The 21,309-nt window shown below is 44.6% G+C and carries 17 protein-coding genes; 13 read left to right on the forward strand and 4 right to left on the reverse strand.

Going from position 1 to position 21,309, the window contains the following annotated elements:
* The first annotated feature begins 133 nt into the window (after positions 1-133).
* From FM038_RS17655 to tsgA, 5 genes are all read left to right on the forward strand, one after another.
* Complete coding sequence (locus FM038_RS17655) at positions 134-1,591, forward strand: mannose-1-phosphate guanylyltransferase/mannose-6-phosphate isomerase (protein WP_142874631.1); 1,458 nt, start codon at positions 134-136, stop codon at positions 1,589-1,591.
* Between the two features lie 70 nt (positions 1,592-1,661).
* Positions 1,662-3,140 carry a phosphohexomutase domain-containing protein gene (locus FM038_RS17660; RefSeq protein WP_142874828.1) on the forward strand — a complete coding sequence of 493 codons (1,479 nt, stop codon included), beginning with the start codon at positions 1,662-1,664 and terminating at the stop codon, positions 3,138-3,140.
* Between the two features lie 217 nt (positions 3,141-3,357).
* Entirely contained in the window at positions 3,358-5,427 is a 2,070-nt protein-coding gene (locus tag FM038_RS17665; RefSeq protein WP_142874632.1) for a TonB-dependent siderophore receptor, read from the forward strand.
* 329 nt (positions 5,428-5,756) lie between these two features.
* The gene (deoD, locus tag FM038_RS17670; RefSeq protein WP_142874633.1) at positions 5,757-6,461 is read left to right on the forward strand and encodes a purine-nucleoside phosphorylase; all 705 of its coding nucleotides are present in this window, start codon (positions 5,757-5,759) and stop codon (positions 6,459-6,461) included.
* 147 nt (positions 6,462-6,608) lie between these two features.
* Positions 6,609-7,781 (forward strand): MFS transporter TsgA, encoded by a 1,173-nt coding sequence (gene tsgA, locus FM038_RS17675; RefSeq protein ID WP_142874634.1) that lies wholly within the window; start codon positions 6,609-6,611, stop codon positions 7,779-7,781.
* Positions 7,782-8,099: 318 nt separating this feature from the next.
* Here the strand turns inward: tsgA and FM038_RS17680 are convergent, their stop codons facing one another.
* The 3 genes from FM038_RS17680 to FM038_RS17690 form a co-directional block, all read right to left on the reverse strand.
* On the reverse strand, positions 8,100-8,774 hold the full coding sequence (locus tag FM038_RS17680; RefSeq protein ID WP_142874635.1) for a Crp/Fnr family transcriptional regulator: 675 nt from the start codon (positions 8,772-8,774) through the stop codon (positions 8,100-8,102).
* A 248-nt stretch (positions 8,775-9,022) separates the two neighbouring features.
* Positions 9,023-10,390 (reverse strand): carotenoid oxygenase family protein, encoded by a 1,368-nt coding sequence (locus FM038_RS17685; protein WP_223292893.1) that lies wholly within the window; start codon positions 10,388-10,390, stop codon positions 9,023-9,025.
* A gap of 66 nt (positions 10,391-10,456) precedes the next feature.
* Positions 10,457-10,897 carry a DUF2141 domain-containing protein gene (locus tag FM038_RS17690; RefSeq protein ID WP_142874636.1) on the reverse strand — a complete coding sequence of 147 codons (441 nt, stop codon included), beginning with the start codon at positions 10,895-10,897 and terminating at the stop codon, positions 10,457-10,459.
* A gap of 227 nt (positions 10,898-11,124) precedes the next feature.
* On the opposite strand from FM038_RS17690, the gene FM038_RS17695 reads away from it, so the two are divergent.
* From FM038_RS17695 to ushA, 5 genes are all read left to right on the forward strand, one after another.
* Positions 11,125-12,240, forward strand: a complete 1,116-nt coding sequence (locus FM038_RS17695; protein ID WP_142874637.1) for a sensor histidine kinase — start codon at positions 11,125-11,127, stop codon at positions 12,238-12,240.
* A 64-nt stretch (positions 12,241-12,304) separates the two neighbouring features.
* Positions 12,305-12,946, forward strand: a complete 642-nt coding sequence (locus FM038_RS17700; protein WP_142874638.1) for a response regulator — start codon at positions 12,305-12,307, stop codon at positions 12,944-12,946.
* A 146-nt stretch (positions 12,947-13,092) separates the two neighbouring features.
* Entirely contained in the window at positions 13,093-13,725 is a 633-nt protein-coding gene (locus FM038_RS17705) for an NAD(P)H-dependent oxidoreductase (RefSeq protein WP_142874639.1), read from the forward strand.
* A 22-nt stretch (positions 13,726-13,747) separates the two neighbouring features.
* Positions 13,748-15,673 carry a monovalent cation:proton antiporter-2 (CPA2) family protein gene (locus tag FM038_RS17710; RefSeq protein WP_142874640.1) on the forward strand — a complete coding sequence of 642 codons (1,926 nt, stop codon included), beginning with the start codon at positions 13,748-13,750 and terminating at the stop codon, positions 15,671-15,673.
* Positions 15,674-16,104: 431 nt separating this feature from the next.
* Entirely contained in the window at positions 16,105-17,817 is a 1,713-nt protein-coding gene (gene ushA / locus FM038_RS17715; protein WP_142874641.1) for a bifunctional UDP-sugar hydrolase/5'-nucleotidase UshA, read from the forward strand.
* Between the two features lie 102 nt (positions 17,818-17,919).
* Here the strand turns inward: ushA and hpf are convergent, their stop codons facing one another.
* The gene (gene hpf / locus FM038_RS17720; protein WP_142874642.1) at positions 17,920-18,276 is read right to left on the reverse strand and encodes a ribosome hibernation-promoting factor, HPF/YfiA family; all 357 of its coding nucleotides are present in this window, start codon (positions 18,274-18,276) and stop codon (positions 17,920-17,922) included.
* A gap of 674 nt (positions 18,277-18,950) precedes the next feature.
* Between hpf and FM038_RS17725 the strand changes: the two genes are divergently transcribed.
* The 3 genes from FM038_RS17725 to FM038_RS17735 are packed head-to-tail and all read left to right on the forward strand — an operon-like array spanning position 18,951 to position 21,236.
* Positions 18,951-19,244, forward strand: coding sequence for a hypothetical protein (locus FM038_RS17725; protein ID WP_142874643.1), 294 nt, complete (start codon positions 18,951-18,953; stop codon positions 19,242-19,244).
* Positions 19,245-19,263: 19 nt separating this feature from the next.
* Positions 19,264-20,895 (forward strand): PepSY-associated TM helix domain-containing protein, encoded by a 1,632-nt coding sequence (locus FM038_RS17730; protein WP_142874644.1) that lies wholly within the window; start codon positions 19,264-19,266, stop codon positions 20,893-20,895.
* The gene (locus tag FM038_RS17735) at positions 20,895-21,236 is read left to right on the forward strand and encodes a DUF3325 domain-containing protein (RefSeq protein ID WP_142874645.1); all 342 of its coding nucleotides are present in this window, start codon (positions 20,895-20,897) and stop codon (positions 21,234-21,236) included. The genes FM038_RS17730 and FM038_RS17735 overlap by 1 nt, the downstream gene beginning before the upstream one ends.
* Positions 21,237-21,309: the final 73 nt, after the last annotated feature.

Below are 21,309 nucleotides of genomic sequence, written 5' to 3' on the forward strand. Positions count from 1 at the left end.
TGCCCGCCCTTTATTACTCCATTAACTATGAGTAAAACTGGGCTTGGTGTTATTATCTTATCTAAATTATCGACACTCTTTTCTGTAAGATGAACGACCAGCCAATAAAGCCCACAACAATCCGGATGATAAAATGATTTTACCTATAGTAATGGCTGGTGGTAGTGGTACTCGCTTATGGCCCCTATCTCGGCAACGCTTTCCTAAGCAATTCCTGACACTAGATGGCCAGCATTCCATGTTACAAACCACGCTGCAACGGTTATCCGGTTTGGCACATCAAGCGCCTTTAGTGATCTGTAATGAAGAGCATAGGTTCTCGGTTGCAGAGCAACTCAGAGCTAATAAACTTGCCCACAGTGGGATTATTTTAGAACCCGTAGGTCGTAATACCGCACCAGCGATAGCACTAGCAGCCTTGCAGGCTTTAAAGAGTGAGCAAGACCCAATCTTGCTGGTACTTGCCGCAGATCATGTGATTAGAGATGAGGCCGCTTTCTGCCAAACCTTAGCCTCAGCAAAAATACTCGCCGAAGCAGATAAGCTGGTTACCTTCGGGATTGTACCGACGAAACCAGAAACAGGTTACGGTTACATCAAACGCGGTAAGGCGTTAGTAGCAGCAAATCTTAACGGATCAGAACCTGAAGCTGGTAGATTTTTTATCGATAGATTTGTCGAGAAACCTGATCTCGAGACTGCCAAGCAATACATAGAGAGCGGTGAGTATTATTGGAATAGCGGCATTTTCATGTTTAAGGCCAGCGTATATTTAGCCGAATTGAAAGCCCACAGACCCGACATTTATAGGGATTGCGAGAGAGCAATAGCCAACACACAATCTGATCTAGACTTCATTCGTATCGATAAAGATGCATTCCTAGATTGTGCTGCAGACTCTATCGATTATGCCGTGATGGAACCCTTGTGTAATAACAAATCAACATCAAACAAAGCGATAGTGGTGCCTATGGCGTGTGGCTGGAGTGATGTAGGCAGCTGGTCTTCTCTGTGGGAGGTATCGAGTAAAGACCCACAAGGGAATGCGATTCGCGGTGATGTAATAGCCAATAACACACGTAATAGCTTTATCTACGCTCAAGATAAGCTGGTCACCACCATAGGACTTGAAGATATGATAGTGGTGGAAACAAAAGATGCCGTGTTAGTGGCTAAGCAGTCGGATGTTCAGCAAGTGAAAGCCATTGTTGAGCAACTTGAACATGAGCAGCGACCAGAACTCACGCAACATAAGCAAGTTTACCGCCCTTGGGGGAAATACGATGCTATCGATGATGGCGAGCGATTCTTAGTTAAGCGCATCTCGGTCAACCCAGGTGAGAAGCTCTCATTGCAGATGCATCATCACAGAGCCGAACATTGGATAGTCGTTTCCGGTACCGCCAAGGTCACCAAGGGGGACGAAGAGCTGCTGCTCAGCGAGAACCAATCAACTTATATCCCTTTAGGCATGATCCATGCTCTTGAAAACCCGGGTAAGCTACCTCTAGAGCTGATAGAGGTACAATCTGGCAGTTATTTAGGCGAAGATGATATCGTACGATTTCAGGACAAGTATGGGCGAAGCTAACAGTGGCATTAACACATCATTGGTTTTGCAAACCGATATAGAGCCAGACAACCTTGAAGGCAACAAGACCATGAGTTCACTGAGCTGTTTTAAAGCCTATGATATTCGCGGCAAGCTCGGCGATGAGCTAAATGATGAGATAGCCTATCGGATTGGCCGCGCTTTTTCTGAGATCATCAACGTAGATACTGTGGTACTTGGCGGCGATTGCCGTTTAAGCTCAGAAGACTTAAAGCAAGCACTCGCTCAAGGCCTGATGGACGGCGGCGTCAACGTCCTCGACCTTGGCATGACCGGCACAGAAGAGATCTACTTTGCCACCTCACATCTTAAGCTCAATGGCGGCATAGAAGTCACCGCCAGTCATAACCCTATTAACTATAATGGCATGAAGATGGTGACCACAGGCTCACAGCCTGTTTCAGGTGATAACGGCCTTTTAGCCATCAAACAACTGGCCGAGTCTCAATCCTTTCAGCCCAAAGCAGCCACTAAAGGACACTATCAAAAAATCAGCGTTATGAGCGAGTATATCCAACATATGCTGAGCTATATTGACTGTGATCGCCTGGCTAAACAAGTTGGCCAAAAGCCGATAAGATTAGTCGTCAATGCTGGCAATGGCGCTGCCGGTTCAGTGCTTGATGAAATAGAATCAGAGTTACGCAACCGACAAGTCCCCATTGAGTTCATCAAGCTTCATCATCAAGCCGACGGCACCTTCCCTAATGGCATTCCTAATCCACTGTTAATTGAAAATCGTCAGGCAACCTCAGATGCCGTGATCAAGCACAAAGCTGATATGGGTATCGCATGGGACGGGGACTTTGACCGCTGTTTCCTATTTGATGAAAAGGGTCAGTATATTGAGGGCTATTACATTGTCGGTCTGTTAGCACAAGCGTTTCTGCGTAAGGAGAAAGGCGCTACAGTCATCCACGACTCCAGACTTATCTGGAACACTCAAGAGATCTGCAATCAAACTGGTGGATACGCTGTTCAATCGAAAGCGGGCCATGCTTACATCAAGCAACTAATGCGTCAGCATGATGCAGTGTATGGCGGTGAGATGAGTGCTCATCACTATTTCCGTGATTTTCACTATTGTGATTCTGGTATGATCCCCTGGCTATTAGTCATCGAGCTCTTATCTAACCAAGGCATCACACTTTCACAAGCCGTTGAACAACGCATCAGCGCCTACCCAGCATCGGGAGAGATAAACTTCACCATTACAGATCCCCAAGCAGCGATTGCCAAAGTGCGTCGACACTATGAAAACCATATCTTAAATAGAGAGCTAGAAGGTAGAGAGCTAGAAATAGTGGGTATAGATGAAAGCGATGGACTCAGTATGAGTCTCACTGAAACAAAAGCCGCTCACGAAAAGGCCCAGTGGCGATTTAATTTAAGGTGTTCTAAAACAGAACCCCTTATCAGACTCAATGTTGAATCCAAAGGTGACATAGGATTAATGAAACAGAAAACAGCTGAGATAATGTATTTGCTGACAAATCAAACAGATCCTACAAACTTGATACATATGTGATGAATTTCACACCTCAAACAATAACCCACTAACAAATCACATCTTTACATTGCAAACCTTGATAGTGAGACTGATTAGCATTACCATCCGCAAAAAAATAATCTTACATTCATAATAACAACTCATAATTGCGCGGAAGAAATGATAAGGCTATCGTCGGTTCTTCATCTCAGGCTTAAGGAAAAGCAGCACGCATTGAGCCATTTAGGTTTAGCATATGAAAACCCAAGTTACATTAATCAGCATTGTCATTGCCGCTACTCTTCACTCAAGTGCATTTGCCGCGACTCAAGCCAACCAAGATATCGAAGTCATAACGGTTGTTGGCCAACAGCAACACTACAAAACCGATCAAGCCCACGCAGCGATGCGTTCTGATGTCTCCCTTTTAGATACGCCACAATCTGTCACCGTAATTCCTAGTGAGATCATGGATGACCAGATGGTGCTAACCTTAGGCGATGCGCTAAAAAATGACGCCAGTGTCTCCATTGGTCGAGTCACTACCGACAGAGAAAGGTTTAGTCTACGAGGTTTTAGCTTAGATGAGAGCACTAACCTGCTTAAAGATGGCCACCAGCATTTCTCTAAGTACCGTTTACCTATGGCACTTATGGAGAGTATCGAAGTTCTCAAAGGCCCATCAAGTCTACTTTACGGTCAGTCAACACCTGGCGGCTTAGTTAACTTGGTTACCAAGAAGCCAACTTATGATTCATTTTTAGAGATAGGTGTTAAAGGCGATGACAATGGTTCGCTTCGAGGCATGCTTGATGCGGGTGGCAGCTTAAATGAAGCACAAACCATACGTTACCGTGCCATCGTCGAGAAACAAGACAACAAAAACTGGCGTGAATACCAAGATGGAAGCGCACAAGAGAGTGACTTCTTCGTTGGCAGCCTGATGACGGATTTCGATATCGGCGATGATCTCACCCTGTCACTACACTATGATACGTCAGATGAAGTGGCGGGTCAGGACAGTGGCTCACTTGTCGATGATCAGGGCAATGTCATTGGCGGCGATGAAACTATCTGGGATATGCCCTGGACTAAGGTTGATGCCCAAAGCGAGAACTATGGTGCCGACATCAGTTACCAATTAACCGACGATTGGAATATCGATGCTGGCTATAACAAACAGCATAACGAACGTGAACGCTGGGAGAGCAAACCACAAACTGGCAGCTATGACCCTGACACCGGCAGCTACAAGAACAAGCCTTATAATAAACTTGAAGATTGGCAGCAGCAGTCATTCTATTTTGACCTAGTCGGCACCCTCGAAGTTGGCGGTATGCAACACGATCTGCTTGTTGGTGGTAACTATCTCAAGCACGAGTACAGCTCACTGAAAATCAAAGGTAAGATGGATTCTGGCAATATAGATAATGCCATCATAGTGCCTCAGCCAGACCTAGATTACGCCGACGGAAAATCAGAAACAGAGAATTACAAATACTATGGTGTATTCGCCCAAGACCTGATCACCTTCAACGACCAGTGGCAGCTACTCCTTGGTGTTCGTTACGACAAGCAGGAAAAAACCGATGCAGATAGCCAGTCGGTACTGCCTAAGTTAGGGATCATCTATCACCCTACAGATTATGCCTCTATCTACGCCAACTACAGCGAAAGCTTCGAGCCACAAGGCCGTGTGTTGGACGATGAAGATGGCAACTACGGCACCGAACTCGACCCCATCAAGGGCGAGATGTATGAGCTCGGTACTAAGTGGGAACTACTCTCGGGCAAACTGCGCCTCAACGCAGCACTCTTTGATATCAAGCGCAGTAACATCATAGTCAATCAAGGGTCATCCGATGACCCTATCACCACCCAAGGCGGCGTGCAGCGTCACAAGGGTTTCGAGTTAGGGGCTATAGGCCAGATCAACAGTGACTTATCATTGATAACTTCACTTATGTATCTGGATGCCGAATATGAAAGCCATGATGAATTTCAGGGTAATCGCCCCGAAGATGTCCCTGAGTGGACAGCCTCTATCTGGGCCAAGTACTCAATCACAGATCGCGCTGCTTTTAACCTAGGCGCCTTCTACGAAGGAGCCCGTTTCGGCGATGGTGATAACAGCTTCGAGAAATCCGCCTACACCCGTATCGACACAGGTATCAGCTACATACTGCCAGTGGCCGGAAATGACCTGCAGCTAAGACTGAAAGTTGAGAATCTATTCGATACCGACTACTTAGGTGGCGGCGAAAACGGCGAGGTGAATGTCGGCAAGCCAAGAACGCTAAAGTTTGGGGTTAGCTACAAAATCTAAACTGATAGCCCATCATCAAATCGCTTCATAGTAAGCAATAAAATGGCCTGTTATTACAGGCCATTTTATTAATTAAAAATTCCCATTTTATTATTTATCACTTCCTCTGCCGATCATTCAAAATAATAAATAACTCACATTCGACAACCTAGAAAAGTGTAAAGATTCACTTTTTACATACAATGCGGACTTTTGTCCTAATCCCTCTCTTTCAGTCAGATTTACTATCGAGTGCATTAAGAACATTTGGTTGAGTGACTCATTTAACCAGATAGATGATTCGAACTGCCACAGACCAACTTTTAAAAGTTGTAATAAGAGAGAGAAGTATGACTGCACATATCAGCGGTAACAAAGGCGACTTTGCCGAAACCATCATCATGCCAGGCGACCCGCTTCGGGCGAAATATATCGCCGAGACCTTCCTCGACGATGCGGTAGAAGTGACCAATATTCGTAATATGCTAGGTTACACCGGGTTCTACAAAGGCCAACGTATCTCAGTCATGGGTCATGGCATGGGTATTCCCTCTATGGTGTTGTACGCCCACGAGCTAATTAATGACTTCGGCGTCAAGCGCATTATTCGTGTCGGCAGCCTTGGCGCGACTCAGAAAGATGTGAAACTGCATGATGTAATTTTGGCACAAGCCGCAGGCACTGACTCACCGACTAATGCTAAGCGTAGCAGTGGCTATCAGATGGCGACTTCAGCCACGTTCGACCTGTTGCATAAAGCCTACATGTCAGCCGTCGATAAAAACATCAGCGTCAAGGTTGGTAATATTTTCAGTGGCGATATGTACTACGATCCCGATGAAGATATGATCCCGGCGCTAGAGCGTTTCGGCGTACTCGGTGTCGATATGGAAGTCGCTGGCCTTTATGGTTTAGCCCACCAACAAGGTATAGAATCTTTAGCCATTTTGACAGTTTCAGATCACTGTTTAACAGGCGAAGAAACGACGGCTGAAGAGCGTCAACTGTCATTTAATCAGATGATTGAATTGGCCCTTGAAACGGCTTGTTGCTAGCACTAGATATAAAACCGTACACTCTTTTTAGCTAACGCTCGCAGTACAATCGATATCATTCATGGCAGTTTTGAAACAGAGCTAGCCAATAAAAAAACAAACGGTGAATCGACTGCGAGCCTTTAAAACGACAACTAGGTATAGATGATGAAAAATAAAATATCCTTAACCATTTTAAGCTTCCTCGCCAACTTTATCATGGCAGGTTTTGCCACTCAGTTTGGCATGTTGATTGAACCTATCGCTGAAAAATTTGCCGCCAACGTCAACGAAGTGGCCTCGATCTTCTCTTTATTAAACGGTGGCGCACTAGCCGGCACCATCGCCGCTTTCTTCTTGATTGAGAAGATAGGCGTTAAGCGCATGACACTGATCAGTTACTTGAGTATTGCGGTAAGTGCAGCAGCGCTTCACTTTACCTCATCACTCAGTGTCGTGATGATCGCCATGACGATTATCGGTCTCTGTGGCGGTGTTGGCTTATGTATTGCGGGTACCATTGTGGTGTCTGTATGGAAAGACAAGATCCAGAGCACCATGTTGGTCGTTCAAGACGCCACTTTTAATGTCGCTGGTGTGGTTTTCCCACTCATCACAACTTACGCCCTAAGCCATGCGCTTTCATGGAGCTATAGCTACTTGGCGGTAGGGTTAGTCGCACTTGGTACAGCCATGATGGCCTTAATGACCAACTTTGAACTATGTGAAAAGTCAGCAAATAGTGATGACTCAAGTGCAGAACAATCAGAATGGAACTTCTCAATCATCAGCGCGGGTATTGGTCTGTTTTTAGGCATGCTAGCCCTGTATACCTTCCTGACTTGGGCGCCGATGTTCGTTAAAGAGAAATTTGATATTCCGTTTGAAGAAGCCGGCAATATCATCACTCAATACTGGTCTGCAGCATTAGTCGGTGCACTTTTATCGACGCTTATCGTCTCTAGAGTAAAAATCCAGCACTTCTTGATGGGCATGATGGCACTGGCGTTGATCATCACCAGCTTAATTGTCACCACAGATAAGCTCGAATGGATGGGTTACCTAACTTATGGCTACGGCTTCGCTTGTGCGGCACTTTATAATGCCTTTATCGCTTACGGTGTGTCATTTGTGAAGCAGGCCAGCAGTAAAAATGTGTCATATATCTTAATCAGTGGTAGTGCGGGTGCCATGTTCAGCCCTGCGATTAGCTCAATGTTTGAGTCTATTATCGGCTTGCAAACGGTGATGTATGCCATACCAGTGATATACGCCCTTATTTTAGTCATGCTAGTGGTTTCTCGTCGCCAAACAGCTCAAAACAGTTTAGCTACAGCTTAATTTAGGCAGAAAAAAAACGTATAATGCGGCTAACTTTAATTTTGATAATGACAGAGATAAGCAACTGCCATGCGTAAACCAAGAACGATTAGAGTTAAAACCAGAATACGGAAAATTAAGATGAGACGTGCGAAAAGACTCAGTTTGTTGATGATGAACGCCAATCAACAAGATGAGAAACAGCGTAGTCTCAACCTGCAAAAAAGGTAGTTTAAATAATACCAAGCAGAATGACATGAGGCTCTGGTAGTTTGACTACCGGGGCTTTATTTTTGCTTTGTAATACCAATCGGTATAAGTCCAAGAGAAAAGAAGCACCTACTCAATATAAGCTTTCAAGCCTTCAAGGTCGCTAATCACTATCCCCTCTTCCTTATCCTTGTGGATCAACCCCAGCTCCTCCAGCTTCTTGACCGCACGACGATAAACACGATCCGTAGTAGCAAAACGCTCAGCTTCTAGATAGCACTTAGTGAAACCATCGACAGGCAGATCATTAAGGTATTGATGGTAGAGGTCGTAGGCTATGTTATAGGCGATAGGGTACAGCATTCTGCGGGTTAAAATATCCACAGTGTCTTGATAATCTACGGCAATAGCACTGGCAAAAAACAGCGCGAACATAGGCTTTTTAGTCAACGCATGTTGCAACTTATCACCACAAATAACCTCGATTTCAACGGCATCTTCGGCAATGATATCTAGCTGGCATCGATAATCACTGAAAAACTCCATCTCACCGAAAAGTTGCGAGTCACACATCATGGTGCCTAACTGAAAGCACCGGCCATTTCGGGCCGTATACCCCATCGAAACCCTGCCCTGCTTGACCAAGATGAGTGACTCGACCTTCTGCCCCTGCTGCATCAATTTATGATGCTCTGGTACTACCTTAGTTTCACTGATGCACTCGAGCATTATTTGCTCAATTTCATCATGTTCCTGCTCCCAAAGTGATTGGAAGCGGCCCTTAGATAGGGGTTTTAGTTGCATAACAGATACACTTTAACGTCGATTAACTAGATTATATGCTGATTACCAGTGACTCTTACAGTTTTCTCACCATTAATGAAGCGCAAACTCATTAGCCGCAAAGAAAAAGTGGCGGCTAATTTATTTTAATTCACTTATGAAAGTTAAACAAAACAACCATGAAAGCCGAGTGGTAACACCCTAGCCATCTTTGCTTCGCCAATCGGGCCCTTAGCAATATTGGCTGAGTCAAACAATGACAAGCCCGTCTATTTGCTTTCAAAGTCTAACCAGGTCATGAGTAGATACCCTTCTTTCACCTCTTTACCAGCAATATAAAGCGGCTCCTCGATGATCTTGTTATCACCGAAAAAATAAGATTGTGAGCCTGTATCAGTAACACAATGCAAGGTATCACTAAGCCCTGAGTCACTGAATTTAGAAGCCCCAACACCGAATATCGGCTGTATTGACCCTGACATACGCGGATCAAATTGTAAAAACTCCATCTCAATACCACTGTGCTCTAATTTAGCGACCTTCGATGGGGCCTTGCTCTTTGTGCTAGCTTGCTGAGCTAATACCTTAATACTTTCAAGCTCTACATCAATAGTCACTAACTCGGCATGCGTGTCAGTATGACGAGCCTTGCCACTCAGTAATTGAGTCATGCCATTAAGTAGAATATCGGCATTGGCATAGAGGCTTATTTGAACCTCAAGTCGATTATCTCTTTCGAGGGCTTGGCCAAAATGAAAGGCGAATCCTGCGGGAAGATCCACCCACTGCTGTAACGTAAAATCACTCTTATCTATGATCAATAGTTTTGAACCTATCTCTGGCCGCCATTTAAAGGCATCGATATAGGTTTGTCCCTCTTCATAGACACAAGAGGAAACGTAGAAAATGAGTTTATTCTGGCTCTGAGCAAATGCATGCATATAACTGGCTTGTGGCAAATTAATCACTTCTATGCGCGAGAGTTCATCACCTTTTGATACTTGATACATCAAGAGTGAGTTGTCACCACCTACAAACCAGCTACCGAAATTCCACATCCCCCCCTCACCATCAGTCAAAGGGTGAGCCGAAAAAGGTAGCTGCTTAAACTTGTCGCCGAAACTCTTCACCCCTAAGGTATCTAAACTTGTGGGATCGATTCTATAAGGGGACCCCGCTTCCCATAATGCCAACAGCTCACCGCGCCAGGGGATCACACTGGTATTGGCCACATTCATGTCATCGTTATTTCGAATAGGTAACACATCTGGCACTAAGGTGCCTGCACTTCGATATCTGAACCTGCCCGCCTTCTCCTCAACCATAAATTTCTTGGTCTGGATAAACTTACCTTTATGACTCACACCGCCTTCTGATATTTCAAACTGCTGCACCATGCCATCACCGTCAAACCAGTGCTGATACCGCATATCACCTCGCTGCATCTTAGAGGGGCCATTACGATAAAGAAAACCACTTAAATCACTGGGCCAATGTCCACTTGTTTCCATCTGTAGTGGAGCAAAGTCGCTTATGGCACCATCAAACGCCATCGCCCAGTTATTTTTAGCGAGATGGTTTTCATTGCCTAAAGAAAGCACTGAGTCTGCTGCGGCGCCCCAGACTGAGGCAGTCACAGAGCTTGTCATTAGGGCTAGCGAGGAACCGATAAACTCTCTTCAGCTTAACATGGCAAGGTGATCCTATCTAATGTGGATCGTGAGCTGCGCATCACCATCGACACCAAATTTTGCATCTTGATAACTTGCCGGACCGAAGCTACCGCCATTGTTACTAAAGCCATACCCTTCACTTGGCACCCCAAGAAAATTGGTATCTAAGCTGCCATTATCATTTTCATCGTGCATCACCTTAATTGCATATTCCCCAGGGACTAGATCTGTAAACACCAGAGTATGTGATTCAGATGTCGCCGCTTTTTTGATTGATACAACAGCCTCTTCGTTTGCAGCATAACTCTCCTCCCCCATATATACTGCGACTAATAAGCTACCTTGCTGCACTTGTATATTATCTAATGTCACAGTCAGCGTATCCGCATTAACCTGAGGCATAAACAGTAGAGAGGCGATGGCTAGAAGATTGCGACCCGTTAACTTACTTTGAATGTTGAGGTTTTTCATTAGACTTTCCTTGTGTCATGATTGAGCGAGTTAATATGCATCCAGTTTACAAAATGCGAAATCTATTAACAGGTGCCAAAAGTAACGATTTATGTTTTATTGCTGATGATTTTTAGTGCTTAGACTTCTCAATTAGACATTAACCGATAGATAACTAACGGATAGACCAAGGTAAAACAAAGGAAAATGCTCACGTGCAAGGACGAATATTTACCAAAGAGAGTTTAATGCTCACACTCGCAGGCGCTGGAACCTGGGCCTTAGTGACTTGGTTGGCGTTAAGTCAAACATTGAGCCCCATAGCGCGCGTGATAACGGGCTCTGGGTATGTCAGCTTCTTAATCCTATTTCTATTAATCTCGACACACTTTCTCTATAAATACAGCCAGAGAACATCCAGATTAGTCGTCTATTCACAGGCCATACTCACCCTCATTCTTATTCGTTATGACGCCAATATGATCACCCCTATCTTATTGGTGATCTGGGCATCACAACTTCCGGGGCTTGTTAGCAAGCGACTGGCCATATTCAGTCTTCTATCAGTCAACCTCATTTTTTATCTCATTCATAACCTTAATCACGAGAGCACCAGCGCCGGATTTACCGTTCTCATCTATATGGGATTTCAGTTCTTTGCCTATAGCAGCAGCCAGGCGAGATTGAGCGAAGCCGATGCTCGCATGCAGCAAGAGATACTCAACCAGCAGCTGATAGCGACTCGTTCATTGTTGAGCCAGTCAAGCCAACATCAAGAGAGAGTAAGAATATCTCGAGATCTACACGATATTTTGGGCCACCAGCTCACAGCACTTTCACTGCAGTTAGAGGTACTTAGCCACAAGGTATCCGAAGAAACAAAGAGTGAGGTTGAGCAGAGTAAGCAGCTTGCTAAAGAGTTACTTTCCAGCATCAGAGCCGTCGTGAAGAAACAACGTGATATTGTCGGCTTAGATCTCAGCCCCGCCATCAAGGCGCTAATGAACCGTCTCCCTGGGATCACACTCAACATCAGCAACCTACCGCCTTTAACCTCAACTGAGTTAGCTCAAGACTTGGTACTCATTCTTCAGGAAGGGATCAGTAACGCGGTTCGTCACGGACAAGCCAACACCTTGTGGCTAGACATGAGCCAAGAGCAGAATAAAATTAACATCATCCTTAAAGACAATGGCAACATGAGCAATACAACGGCATTACCAGGCTCTGGACTCAAAGGGATGAATGAGCGTCTCGCTCCATTTAACGGTCACGTTGAACTGAAAGTTAGCGGTACCAATAACGGTGTAACAATGGCAGGTGCTGAACTACATATTAGTTGCGAACAACCGAAAGAACCTTAGCTTCATCATATGGATATATAAAACTGACAATGTCAGATATAACAACACAAGGAAAAAACAGCAGATGCTTAAACCGATCACCTTAGCGTTAGTCGATGACCAACAACTCGTCAGACAAGGAATTGCCAGTCTGCTGGCCATCTCAGATCGGGTAAAAGTACTCTGGCAGGCAGAAAATGGTCAGCAAGCCCTAAATAAGCTAGAAACACAAAGTGTCGATCTGGTACTCAGTGACATTAGAATGCCTGAACTAGATGGGATCGGCATGCTTAAGCAGATAAGGCGTACAGGGAATAACACTCCAGTGATCATGCTGACCACCTTCGATGATAATGAGCTCTTGATGGCCAGCATCACCCATGGCGCCAATGGTTTTTTACTTAAAGATGTCTCATTAGACAAGCTGATTTCGGCCATTACCAAGGTCGCCAATGGGGGATACTTGATAGAGCCTGATGTTCTGCAGCAAGTGACGAGTAATCATCAACAACTTAATATAGACAGCCTGTCGAGCATCGCAGTAACCAGCCGAGAATCGGAAATACTCACCCTGATGGCCGGTGGCTTCTCCAACAAAGAGATCGCGGACTCTATCTTTCTGGCACAAGGTACGGTTAAGAACCATGTGTCGAACATCTTACTCAAACTTGAGAGCCGAGATCGCACTCAAGCCGTGTTGAAAGCACTGCAATTAGGGCTCATTTAGTTAGTAATCCAATAGCCCAGTCAATCAGTGCTGCTTATAAGCTTTAGTTAAATGCTAAGTATGTATAAGTCATAACCTGTGCTAACTTAATTCAACGTGCATGTACTCTCTTTCACAGAGCCATCGCCCTCTCACAAGGATCCGTTATGCCAGAGGAAAGAAAAAAAATTCTCGTGTTATTCGCCCACCCTTCTCAAGAGCGTTCCGAAGTCAACAAGCTACTATTTAAAGCCAGTCAAACACACCATGATGTCACCGCTATCGATCTTTATCGTGAGTACCCGACTTTTCACATCAATATCGATAGAGAGCAACAACGCCTCGTGGATCATGATGTGATTATATTTCTGTTTCCTCTGCACTGGTATTCGACTCCCGCCATATTAAAACAATGGCAAGATCTTGTTCTCGAGTATGGCTTTGCCTATGGCACAGATGGCACGGCGTTAAAGGGCAAAACCTTCTTTTGTGCTACCACGGCAGGGGGCAACGAAAAAGCCTATCAACATGAGGGCTATAATCATTTCTCGATTCGAGAGCTGTTATATCCCATAGAGCAAACCGCCAACTTAACCGGTATGCACTACCTCGCTCCCTTCGTGCTGTTTAGCAGTCGAAATGCCAGCGAAGAGGGAAGAGTTACCGGCCACATTGATGCATTTAATGCCCTGCTCACCTCATTAGCCACAAGCACGCTGGACTTGTCTCACGCCGCCTCCTTGCCACTGCTTAATCGAGCGCTTATGCAAGAAACACCTGAAACATATCAAACACGCTAACCCAAGGACGAGGTGATTTTTTATGACAGCTTATTTTATTCAAGCCTTTATCTACCTGTGCGCCGCCGTGATTGCCGTGCCTTTAGCTAAACGTTTAGGGCTTGGTTCGGTGCTAGGTTATCTCATTGCCGGTGTGGTGATAGGTCCCATCGTCGGCCTAGTAGGTAGTGAAACCAATACCCTGCAGCACTTCGCCGAATTCGGTGTGGTGATGATGCTCTTCTTAGTGGGCTTAGAACTCGAGCCCCGCATGCTATGGGATATGCGCAATAAGCTCATCGGCTTAGGTGGATTACAGATCGGCATTACTACGGCGGTTATCACAGCAGCTGGTCTCTATTTTGGTCTGGTTTGGAGTGTGGCCTTTACCGTGGGACTCATCTTTGCCCTGTCATCGACCGCGATTGTACTGCAAACTTTTAGTGAAAAAGACCTCAACAAAACGGAAGGAGGCAAGAATGCCTTCTCTGTGCTCTTGTTCCAAGATATCGCCGTGATCCCTATGTTGGCACTTATCCCACTGCTCGCTCTGCCAGAATTGGTGGAAAAAGCACAAAGTGTCGTTGGACAAGCTGCAGAACATCATGAGGAGCTATCACTGGTCGCCGGGCTTCCCGGTTGGGCCTACGGCATCACAGTGTTGCTCGCCATTGCAGCAGTTGTCGTTGGTGGCCATTACCTGAGCCGCCCACTGTTTCGCTACGTCGCTAGCTCTGGGCTTCGTGAAATATTTACCGCAACGGCGCTTATGTTAGTCATAGGTATTGCAGCCTTAATGAGTCTAGTGGGACTTTCTCCTGCTTTGGGAACCTTTTTGGCGGGTGTCGTGCTGGCCAACAGCGAATTCCGCCACGAGCTTGAGTCCAATATCGAACCTTTTAAAGGACTATTATTAGGTCTGTTTTTCATTACTGTCGGTGCTGGTATCGATTTTGGTGTGCTTGCCAGCAACATTGATCCAGTGCTGGGGCTCACTGCTGGTGTCATGCTAGTCAAAGCTCTGGTCTTATTAGCCTTGGCCTTTATCTTTAAGATAAGAAACAGTGACCGTTGGCTGTTTGCCCTCAGTCTGGCTCAGGCCGGTGAATTTGGCTTTGTGCTCCTTAGCTACACAGTACAAAACCATGTCATTCCAACAGATCTTGCCCAGATGCTCTCCTTAGTCGTCGCCCTATCTATGTTCTTGACTCCTGGTTTATTCATCTTCTTCGACAAAGTTATCCTACCCAGATACGAAAAGAGTGAAAACAAACCCGAGGCCGATGAGATCACTGAAAGAGGCACAGTGATCATCGCAGGTGTTGGTCGCTTCGGCCAGATGGTCAACCGCTTTCTTGTCGCCAATAAGATCAAGACTGTGGTGCTGGATCAATCTGTCGATCAGGTGGCTAACCTAAGAAAAATCAATGTCAAAAGCTTCTATGGGGATGCCACCCAGCCAGACCTGCTACACACCGCAGGTATCGAAGATGCAACTATGTTAGTCATAGCCATAGACAACAATGAGCGCGCCGTGGAGCTGACCCAGTACATCAAGCACACCTATCCTAAGGTAATGATCTACGCCCGAGCCTTCGATAGAGGACATCACTTCGAACTCAAACATGCAGGTGCGGATTTCATCGTCAGCGAAACCTATCATTCGGCATTGGAGCTAGGCAAAGAGGCACTAATCGCTCTAGGAGTACATCCCTTCAAGGCTGAGCAGAAAAAAGCCACTCTGCGTGAGCTCGAGCTTTGTTACAAGGACTCACTCTATGAGATGTGGAAGAAGAACAGTGAAGACAGTAAATACAGCACCCATTTCAGAGAGCTGTTTATTGAGTTAGAAACTGCCATTTCAAAAGCGATGAAGAGTGAACACCTGGATGAACAAGCCAGAGTGGAGCGCGGCTGGACACCGCCCCCTAAAGATTATGAAAAACGGATGAATGAGAGCGAGGAATGAGTTCCTAGCTCTTAGTCTCTAGGGCTTAGGCCCTAGAGACTTAAACCTTATTTTATCCCTCACTTTCAATTACCCTCTCAATCCCGCCTCTCAACTTAGCAGCAAGCCCTACCGGTACCTCTTTCTTTATACATGATCCTGATAACAACGTGATTGAGTTCATTGAATACAAGGGCTCGATGAGATAAAAAACAGCCATTGTTCTAGCCAAGTCAGCATTGTCATCTCATTGACAATGCTGATCCATTTTATTCTGCAGTAACATGCAAGCAAGATCACATCAGTTACAAAAACTCACACTAATCCAGACATTTGTCCTGATATTTCAGCCTCCCTCTCAGTAGCATCATTGTTAACTAAATGTTCAGCCAAATACACATATCCATAAAAACAATTCAATTTATTGAAGAATAAAATTACAGGGGTTAACAGTGAACAACAAACTAATAAAAAGTCTTATATCAGCAGCAGTCTTAGTTGCTTTATCTGGATGTAGTGATAGTGATAAAGCACCCGTTGAGGAAACTTGTGGTGATGATAACTGCATAAAGTTTACCATACTGCATACCAATGATAATCACGGACGCTTCTGGGAAAGCAAGTACGGCGAATACGGAATGGCTGCTCGCAAAACGTTAATTCAGCAGATCCGTGATCAGGTCGCTAGTGAAGGAGGCCATACTTTACTTCTCTCAGGAGGTGATATTAATACCGGTGTGCCTGAGTCAGATCTACAAAATGCAGAGCCAGATTTTAAAGGCATGAACCTGCTTGAGTATGATGCCATGGCCGTTGGTAACCATGAGTTCGATAATGCATTGGACGTTATGGATAAGCAAAGAGACTGGTCTAACTTCCCATGGCTAGCAGCTAACATTTATAAGACTGAGCTAGATGAACAAAATAATCCATCATTAGCACGCTACTTTGATGCTTATAAGATATTCAACTTAGGCTCCCTTAAAGTCGCTGTCATTGGTCTCATCACAGAAGATACTGCCACTATTGGTAACCCTCAAATTGTCGGTGAGCTTACGTTCACCGATCCTAAGGAGGAGATGCTGAAGGTCATCACTGAGCTTGAAGCAAATGAGAAACCAGATATCATCCTGGCCACCACCCATATGGGTCACTACGAGAATGGTAATCCGGGAAGTAATGCACCGGGAGATATTGCACTAGCCAAAGCACTGGAACAAGGTCAACTACAGGCTATATTTGGCGGACACTCACAAAACCCAGTCTGTATGGAGCCAGGCACCGATAACTACGCGGACTTTAAACCGGGTGATGAATGTTTACCGGATCAGCAAAATGGCACCTATATAATGCAAGCCCATGAATGGGGTAAATATGTAGGTCAAGCCAACTTCGAATATTTTGGCGGTGAGCTACACTTAGCCAGCTATAAGTTAATTCCCGTGAACTTAAAGGTCAAAGATGAAAATGGTGACCGCATCTTAGTGGGTAATGAGATAAAACAAGATCCGATTGTTAAAGAGTTTTTGCGCCCCTTTAAAGAGCAAGGTCAAGAGGAGCTTGATATCACCATCGCCTCTACCGACGCAGCCTTCGAGCGCGGACAGAGCGATATGCAGATTGACTTAGGTCATTTGCTCGCCAAAGCCAACATGGTCACCGATGGCGCAAACTATGATATCGGTGTGATGAACTCAGGAGGGATCCGTGCGGGTATAGAGGCTGGGGAGATCACCTATCGTGACGTACTCACGGTGCAGCCTTTTGGTAATGACATCACAGTCAGTGATATGACAGGAGCAGAACTAACAGAATATTTAGGCGTAGTCGCCTCTATTCAGGTTGGATCTGGTGGCTATGCTCAGCTCGCTGGCGTTAAGATGACGGTCGACTGTATGAATAGCTCTGTTGAGATCAGTGATATTGCAGGTAAAGGCTTTAGCTCTGATGCCACTTACACAATAACAGTACCAAGTTATAGTGCATCGGGAGGCGATAGCTACCCAGTATTGACCCCTCGCAATACCGGCGTTTCTGATGCTAAATCACTCAGAGATTTCCTTGAAGCAAAAGGACATATCAATTCAGGCGAGTTTACACCTAATGCTAGCGATATCCTCTACACCAACTCAGAAATAACAACGGGTTGTAAACTGTCTCAATAGTTCTTAGCTATCACTTGAGTTTTATTTAAAAACACAAAAGCCAAAATGCAAAAAAGCCATCTATATGATGGCTTTTTTTAACTTCAGTCCTTAGAGTGAGCGTTATACCAGCTTCATCTCTTGAACCAGCTCGTGAGCGATTTCTGGCGTCGTACTTACTGGCTTCTCATGCTTATCTGCTTTTAGCTGACCCTTACGGTGTTTTAGCGCTGCCTCGAGCTTCTTCTTAGTAATCGCAATAGCCGGATACATGACATCGTTTGTCCCCGATGCAGAGATTCGACTACCTTCATAATTAGTGCGCAACTCAACCTGATATTCACCATGCTCTTTAGAGATGGTGACATCTAACGAGATTAATGTCGGGAAATGAGTGGCTATCTTGGAAAACTTTTCGTTCAAATGTTCTTTGATTGAATCTGTAACATCTACGTGGTGACCAGAAAGATTTATTTTCATAGGTTTTCCTTTTAAGAATTACTTCAATAATAGAACTGGGGGCGTTAGTAAAAAACTCAAGGGACAATATAACTTTTTTTCGAATTTACATTGTCTACTAACGTTCAACTGAGGACTTTATCACTCATTAGGCCGCTCTAGCTCTATATACATTCTAACAATTGCCATAACAATTACCATTCCAGCTTAAGAATCAAATGTGATGAAAGTACCTCTTGGCGGCTATTTTAGCCTACCTTCTGCGCGTGTAGATCACGCCGGAGGCTCATCACTTACGATTCCAAACTAGCTGTCTTAATATTTACTCCTGATGCTCAGAAAAAGCAAGTCTCGGCTATATTCAATGCTTAAAATAAAGACAAAACTAAGGTAAACGTCATAAAAGTAAACAATACGCTGATTTTTTATCACTCAAAAGACTGATAACGAGTCAGCTGAGACTAAGCATAAACCATACTTACTCAGAATGATGATTAATTTTTATTCACTATTGAATCCATATTAGACCAATAAAATGAGAGCGGCTTCTCACAATGTAAACTTACATGTAAATGAGAATGAAAACAGTTACCAAAGCTTAAAGTCTAAGGTAAAATCCTTACTACCAAGTTGATGTACTTTATATCAACAGGTTAAACGGATTGCCAAACAGTGCATCACTTCAAGTTAAAAACATGACGTTATTACAAAAAATAATTCTATATCGCCCTATACCTGGGCCAATGCTCTCTAGAGTTTTGGCGGCAATACTTGGTGGCTACCTAGTTGCTGCTAGTGCATGTGGGTTTATTGCTATATTACTGCCGCTTCCGACTGTGGATGCAACTTTAGTTGCAACCATGCTCTCCTTTGCTGTTTATGCCTCCAGTGCAATTCGTACTTTCAGTCTGCAATCCCCAGTGCGAGCCTGGCTGGAATCTTTAGTGCTAAGTGCGAGTTTATACTCGGCCACTGTGATGATGACTTAAAGCTTTTCTAGGTAATAAAATGAAAGATACTTTTTTTCGCTCCATGACATGGCTCCATACTTGGGTAGGCCTGCTTGTCTGCTGGTTACTACTGATTGTTTTCTTTGCTGGCAGTATCAGCTATTTCCGTCATGAGATATCGCTGTGGACCAAGCCTGAATTACACTCAGGTACCTTGCAGCATTATCAAGCCGGAGAACTGAGTAATCAGTTACTGTCAGGGCAAAAGTTCTTAAGCGACAACACTGAAGATGCGAAAGACTGGCGAATATATTTACCCACTGAACGCAAACCTTATCTTAGTTATGGCTGGCAAACTCAACCTGAAGCCGGACAGCGTCGTGGTGAGTTTCATGAATTGATCGTTAAACCCGATAGTGAGAAGATGATTAGTGAAGTTCGTGAGTCTAAAGGCGGCAACTTTTTCTATCGATTGCACTTCGATCTTCATTATATGCCTGCCAAAATTGCTCGTTGGATAATAGGCTTTTGTAGCATGTTTATGCTTGTTGCCCTGATAAGCGGGATCGTGATCCATAAACGCATATTTAAAGATTTTTTCAGTTTCAGGCGCAACAAGGGCAGTCGCTCTTGGTTAGATGCTCATAATGTCAGCTCAGTGATGGCACTTCCCTATCATTTGATGATCACATATACAGGTCTTATCACCCTAATGTTTATGTATATGCCTTGGGGGGTGTTCACAAACTACGACGGTGATAATCGCGCTTTTCGCGCCGAGTTAAACCCATCGAGAGTACAAACAAAGCCCAGTGGACAAGATGCTGAATTAATATCGGCAGCCAGTTTATTACCTCAGGTGAGAAGTTACTGGGGAGAAGCGCCGATCAAGCAAGTTATCATTTCTTCACCCTATGACCAGAATAGTCAGATCAGCTTTTATCGTAACAATGAACAGCTAGTCACCGACAAACGCACTCAAATCATATTCAGCGGTGTTACAGGTGAGCTAATAACCATGACACCTATAGAAGAGTCTGCGACCCATGCAACCTACGATACCTTAATGTCTCTGCATACGGCGAGATTTGCAGGCTCAACCCTACGCGGTTTTTTCTTTATTTGTGGTTTACTGGGCTGCGCTATGATTGCTACGGGAGCGCTACTTTGGGCAGTTAAAATTCGCCAGAAACAACTGAAAAATATCAGTAAAGGAGAAGCCGCGAGTATTGGCCTACGATTAATTGAAGGCCTCAACCTTACCTTTATTGCAGGGCTTCCCTTAGCAACATCGGTATTTTTCTATGCCAACCGAATGATCCCGTTAGGTATACAAGACAGAGCACAATGGGAAGTAGATAGCTTCTTTATCACACTCGCTTTCGTTGGCTTGCTCGCATGCTTTAATCGTACCTTGGCTAGTTGGCGATGGGTGTTAGGCCTAGGAGGATTAAGCTTTATCACCATTCCATTACTCAACGCAATAACGTCGCCTAGTGATCTCATTGGCAATATCATCAACAAACAGTGGATCTTAGTGGGTTTCGACCTTCTAGCATTTGTCATTGGTTTGGGCCTACTTTTCGCTGTCAAAAAAATCAACACTGCGGTTAAAAATAAATCGGTTGTCAAAGGAAAGAAAACGACGCTGCGATTAAAAAAACAAAGTTTAGCCAGAGCGGGAGCTTAATGATGATATCTAACTTGATGGTATTAGCCATACTGTGTATTAGCTATATTGCCTTTAGCTGTTTAGCTTTGGCCATGTTCTCTAACTTCAGGGACACATTTAAAAAGGCGCCAACGTCGACTCAAAGCAGATGTTTATATTGGTCTGGTTGGGCAATGCTTACGCTAAGTTATTATTTGAGTATCGCTAAACAGGGCGTAGTTTATGGCAGTATATTCTTTACAGGCGTGCTTGCTGCCACTGGACTTTTAGTGATCCTCACTCTTAGTTACCGGTTAAAATTTTTGCCCGTATTAATGGCTACAGGCCTAGTGGCCTCAGCCAGTTACCTGTTGACCTAATACCAGTACCAGTACAAATACTAGTACTAACACTAGTTTTAGTACTGTTCAGTATCATATAGACTCTGATGTA

Source organism: Shewanella eurypsychrophilus (assembly GCF_007004545.3).
In the GTDB taxonomy this organism is placed as follows: domain Bacteria; phylum Pseudomonadota; class Gammaproteobacteria; order Enterobacterales; family Shewanellaceae; genus Shewanella; species Shewanella eurypsychrophilus.

Coding starts and splice junctions, on each gene's coding strand:
- FM038_RS17655 (WP_142874631.1), top strand. CDS start 134: ATGATTTTACCTATAGTAATGGCTGGTGGTAGTGGTACTCGCTTATGG.
- FM038_RS17660 (WP_142874828.1), top strand. CDS start 1,662: ATGAGTTCACTGAGCTGTTTTAAAGCCTATGATATTCGCGGCAAGCTC.
- FM038_RS17665 (WP_142874632.1), top strand. CDS start 3,358: ATGAAAACCCAAGTTACATTAATCAGCATTGTCATTGCCGCTACTCTT.
- deoD (WP_142874633.1), top strand. CDS start 5,757: ATGACTGCACATATCAGCGGTAACAAAGGCGACTTTGCCGAAACCATC.
- tsgA (WP_142874634.1), top strand. CDS start 6,609: ATGAAAAATAAAATATCCTTAACCATTTTAAGCTTCCTCGCCAACTTT.
- FM038_RS17680 (WP_142874635.1), bottom strand. CDS start 8,774: ATGCAACTAAAACCCCTATCTAAGGGCCGCTTCCAATCACTTTGGGAG.
- FM038_RS17690 (WP_142874636.1), bottom strand. CDS start 10,897: ATGAAAAACCTCAACATTCAAAGTAAGTTAACGGGTCGCAATCTTCTA.
- FM038_RS17695 (WP_142874637.1), top strand. CDS start 11,125: ATGCTCACACTCGCAGGCGCTGGAACCTGGGCCTTAGTGACTTGGTTG.
- FM038_RS17700 (WP_142874638.1), top strand. CDS start 12,305: ATGCTTAAACCGATCACCTTAGCGTTAGTCGATGACCAACAACTCGTC.
- FM038_RS17705 (WP_142874639.1), top strand. CDS start 13,093: ATGCCAGAGGAAAGAAAAAAAATTCTCGTGTTATTCGCCCACCCTTCT.
- FM038_RS17710 (WP_142874640.1), top strand. CDS start 13,748: ATGACAGCTTATTTTATTCAAGCCTTTATCTACCTGTGCGCCGCCGTG.
- hpf (WP_142874642.1), bottom strand. CDS start 18,276: ATGAAAATAAATCTTTCTGGTCACCACGTAGATGTTACAGATTCAATC.
- FM038_RS17725 (WP_142874643.1), top strand. CDS start 18,951: ATGACGTTATTACAAAAAATAATTCTATATCGCCCTATACCTGGGCCA.
- FM038_RS17730 (WP_142874644.1), top strand. CDS start 19,264: ATGAAAGATACTTTTTTTCGCTCCATGACATGGCTCCATACTTGGGTA.
- FM038_RS17735 (WP_142874645.1), top strand. CDS start 20,895: ATGATGATATCTAACTTGATGGTATTAGCCATACTGTGTATTAGCTAT.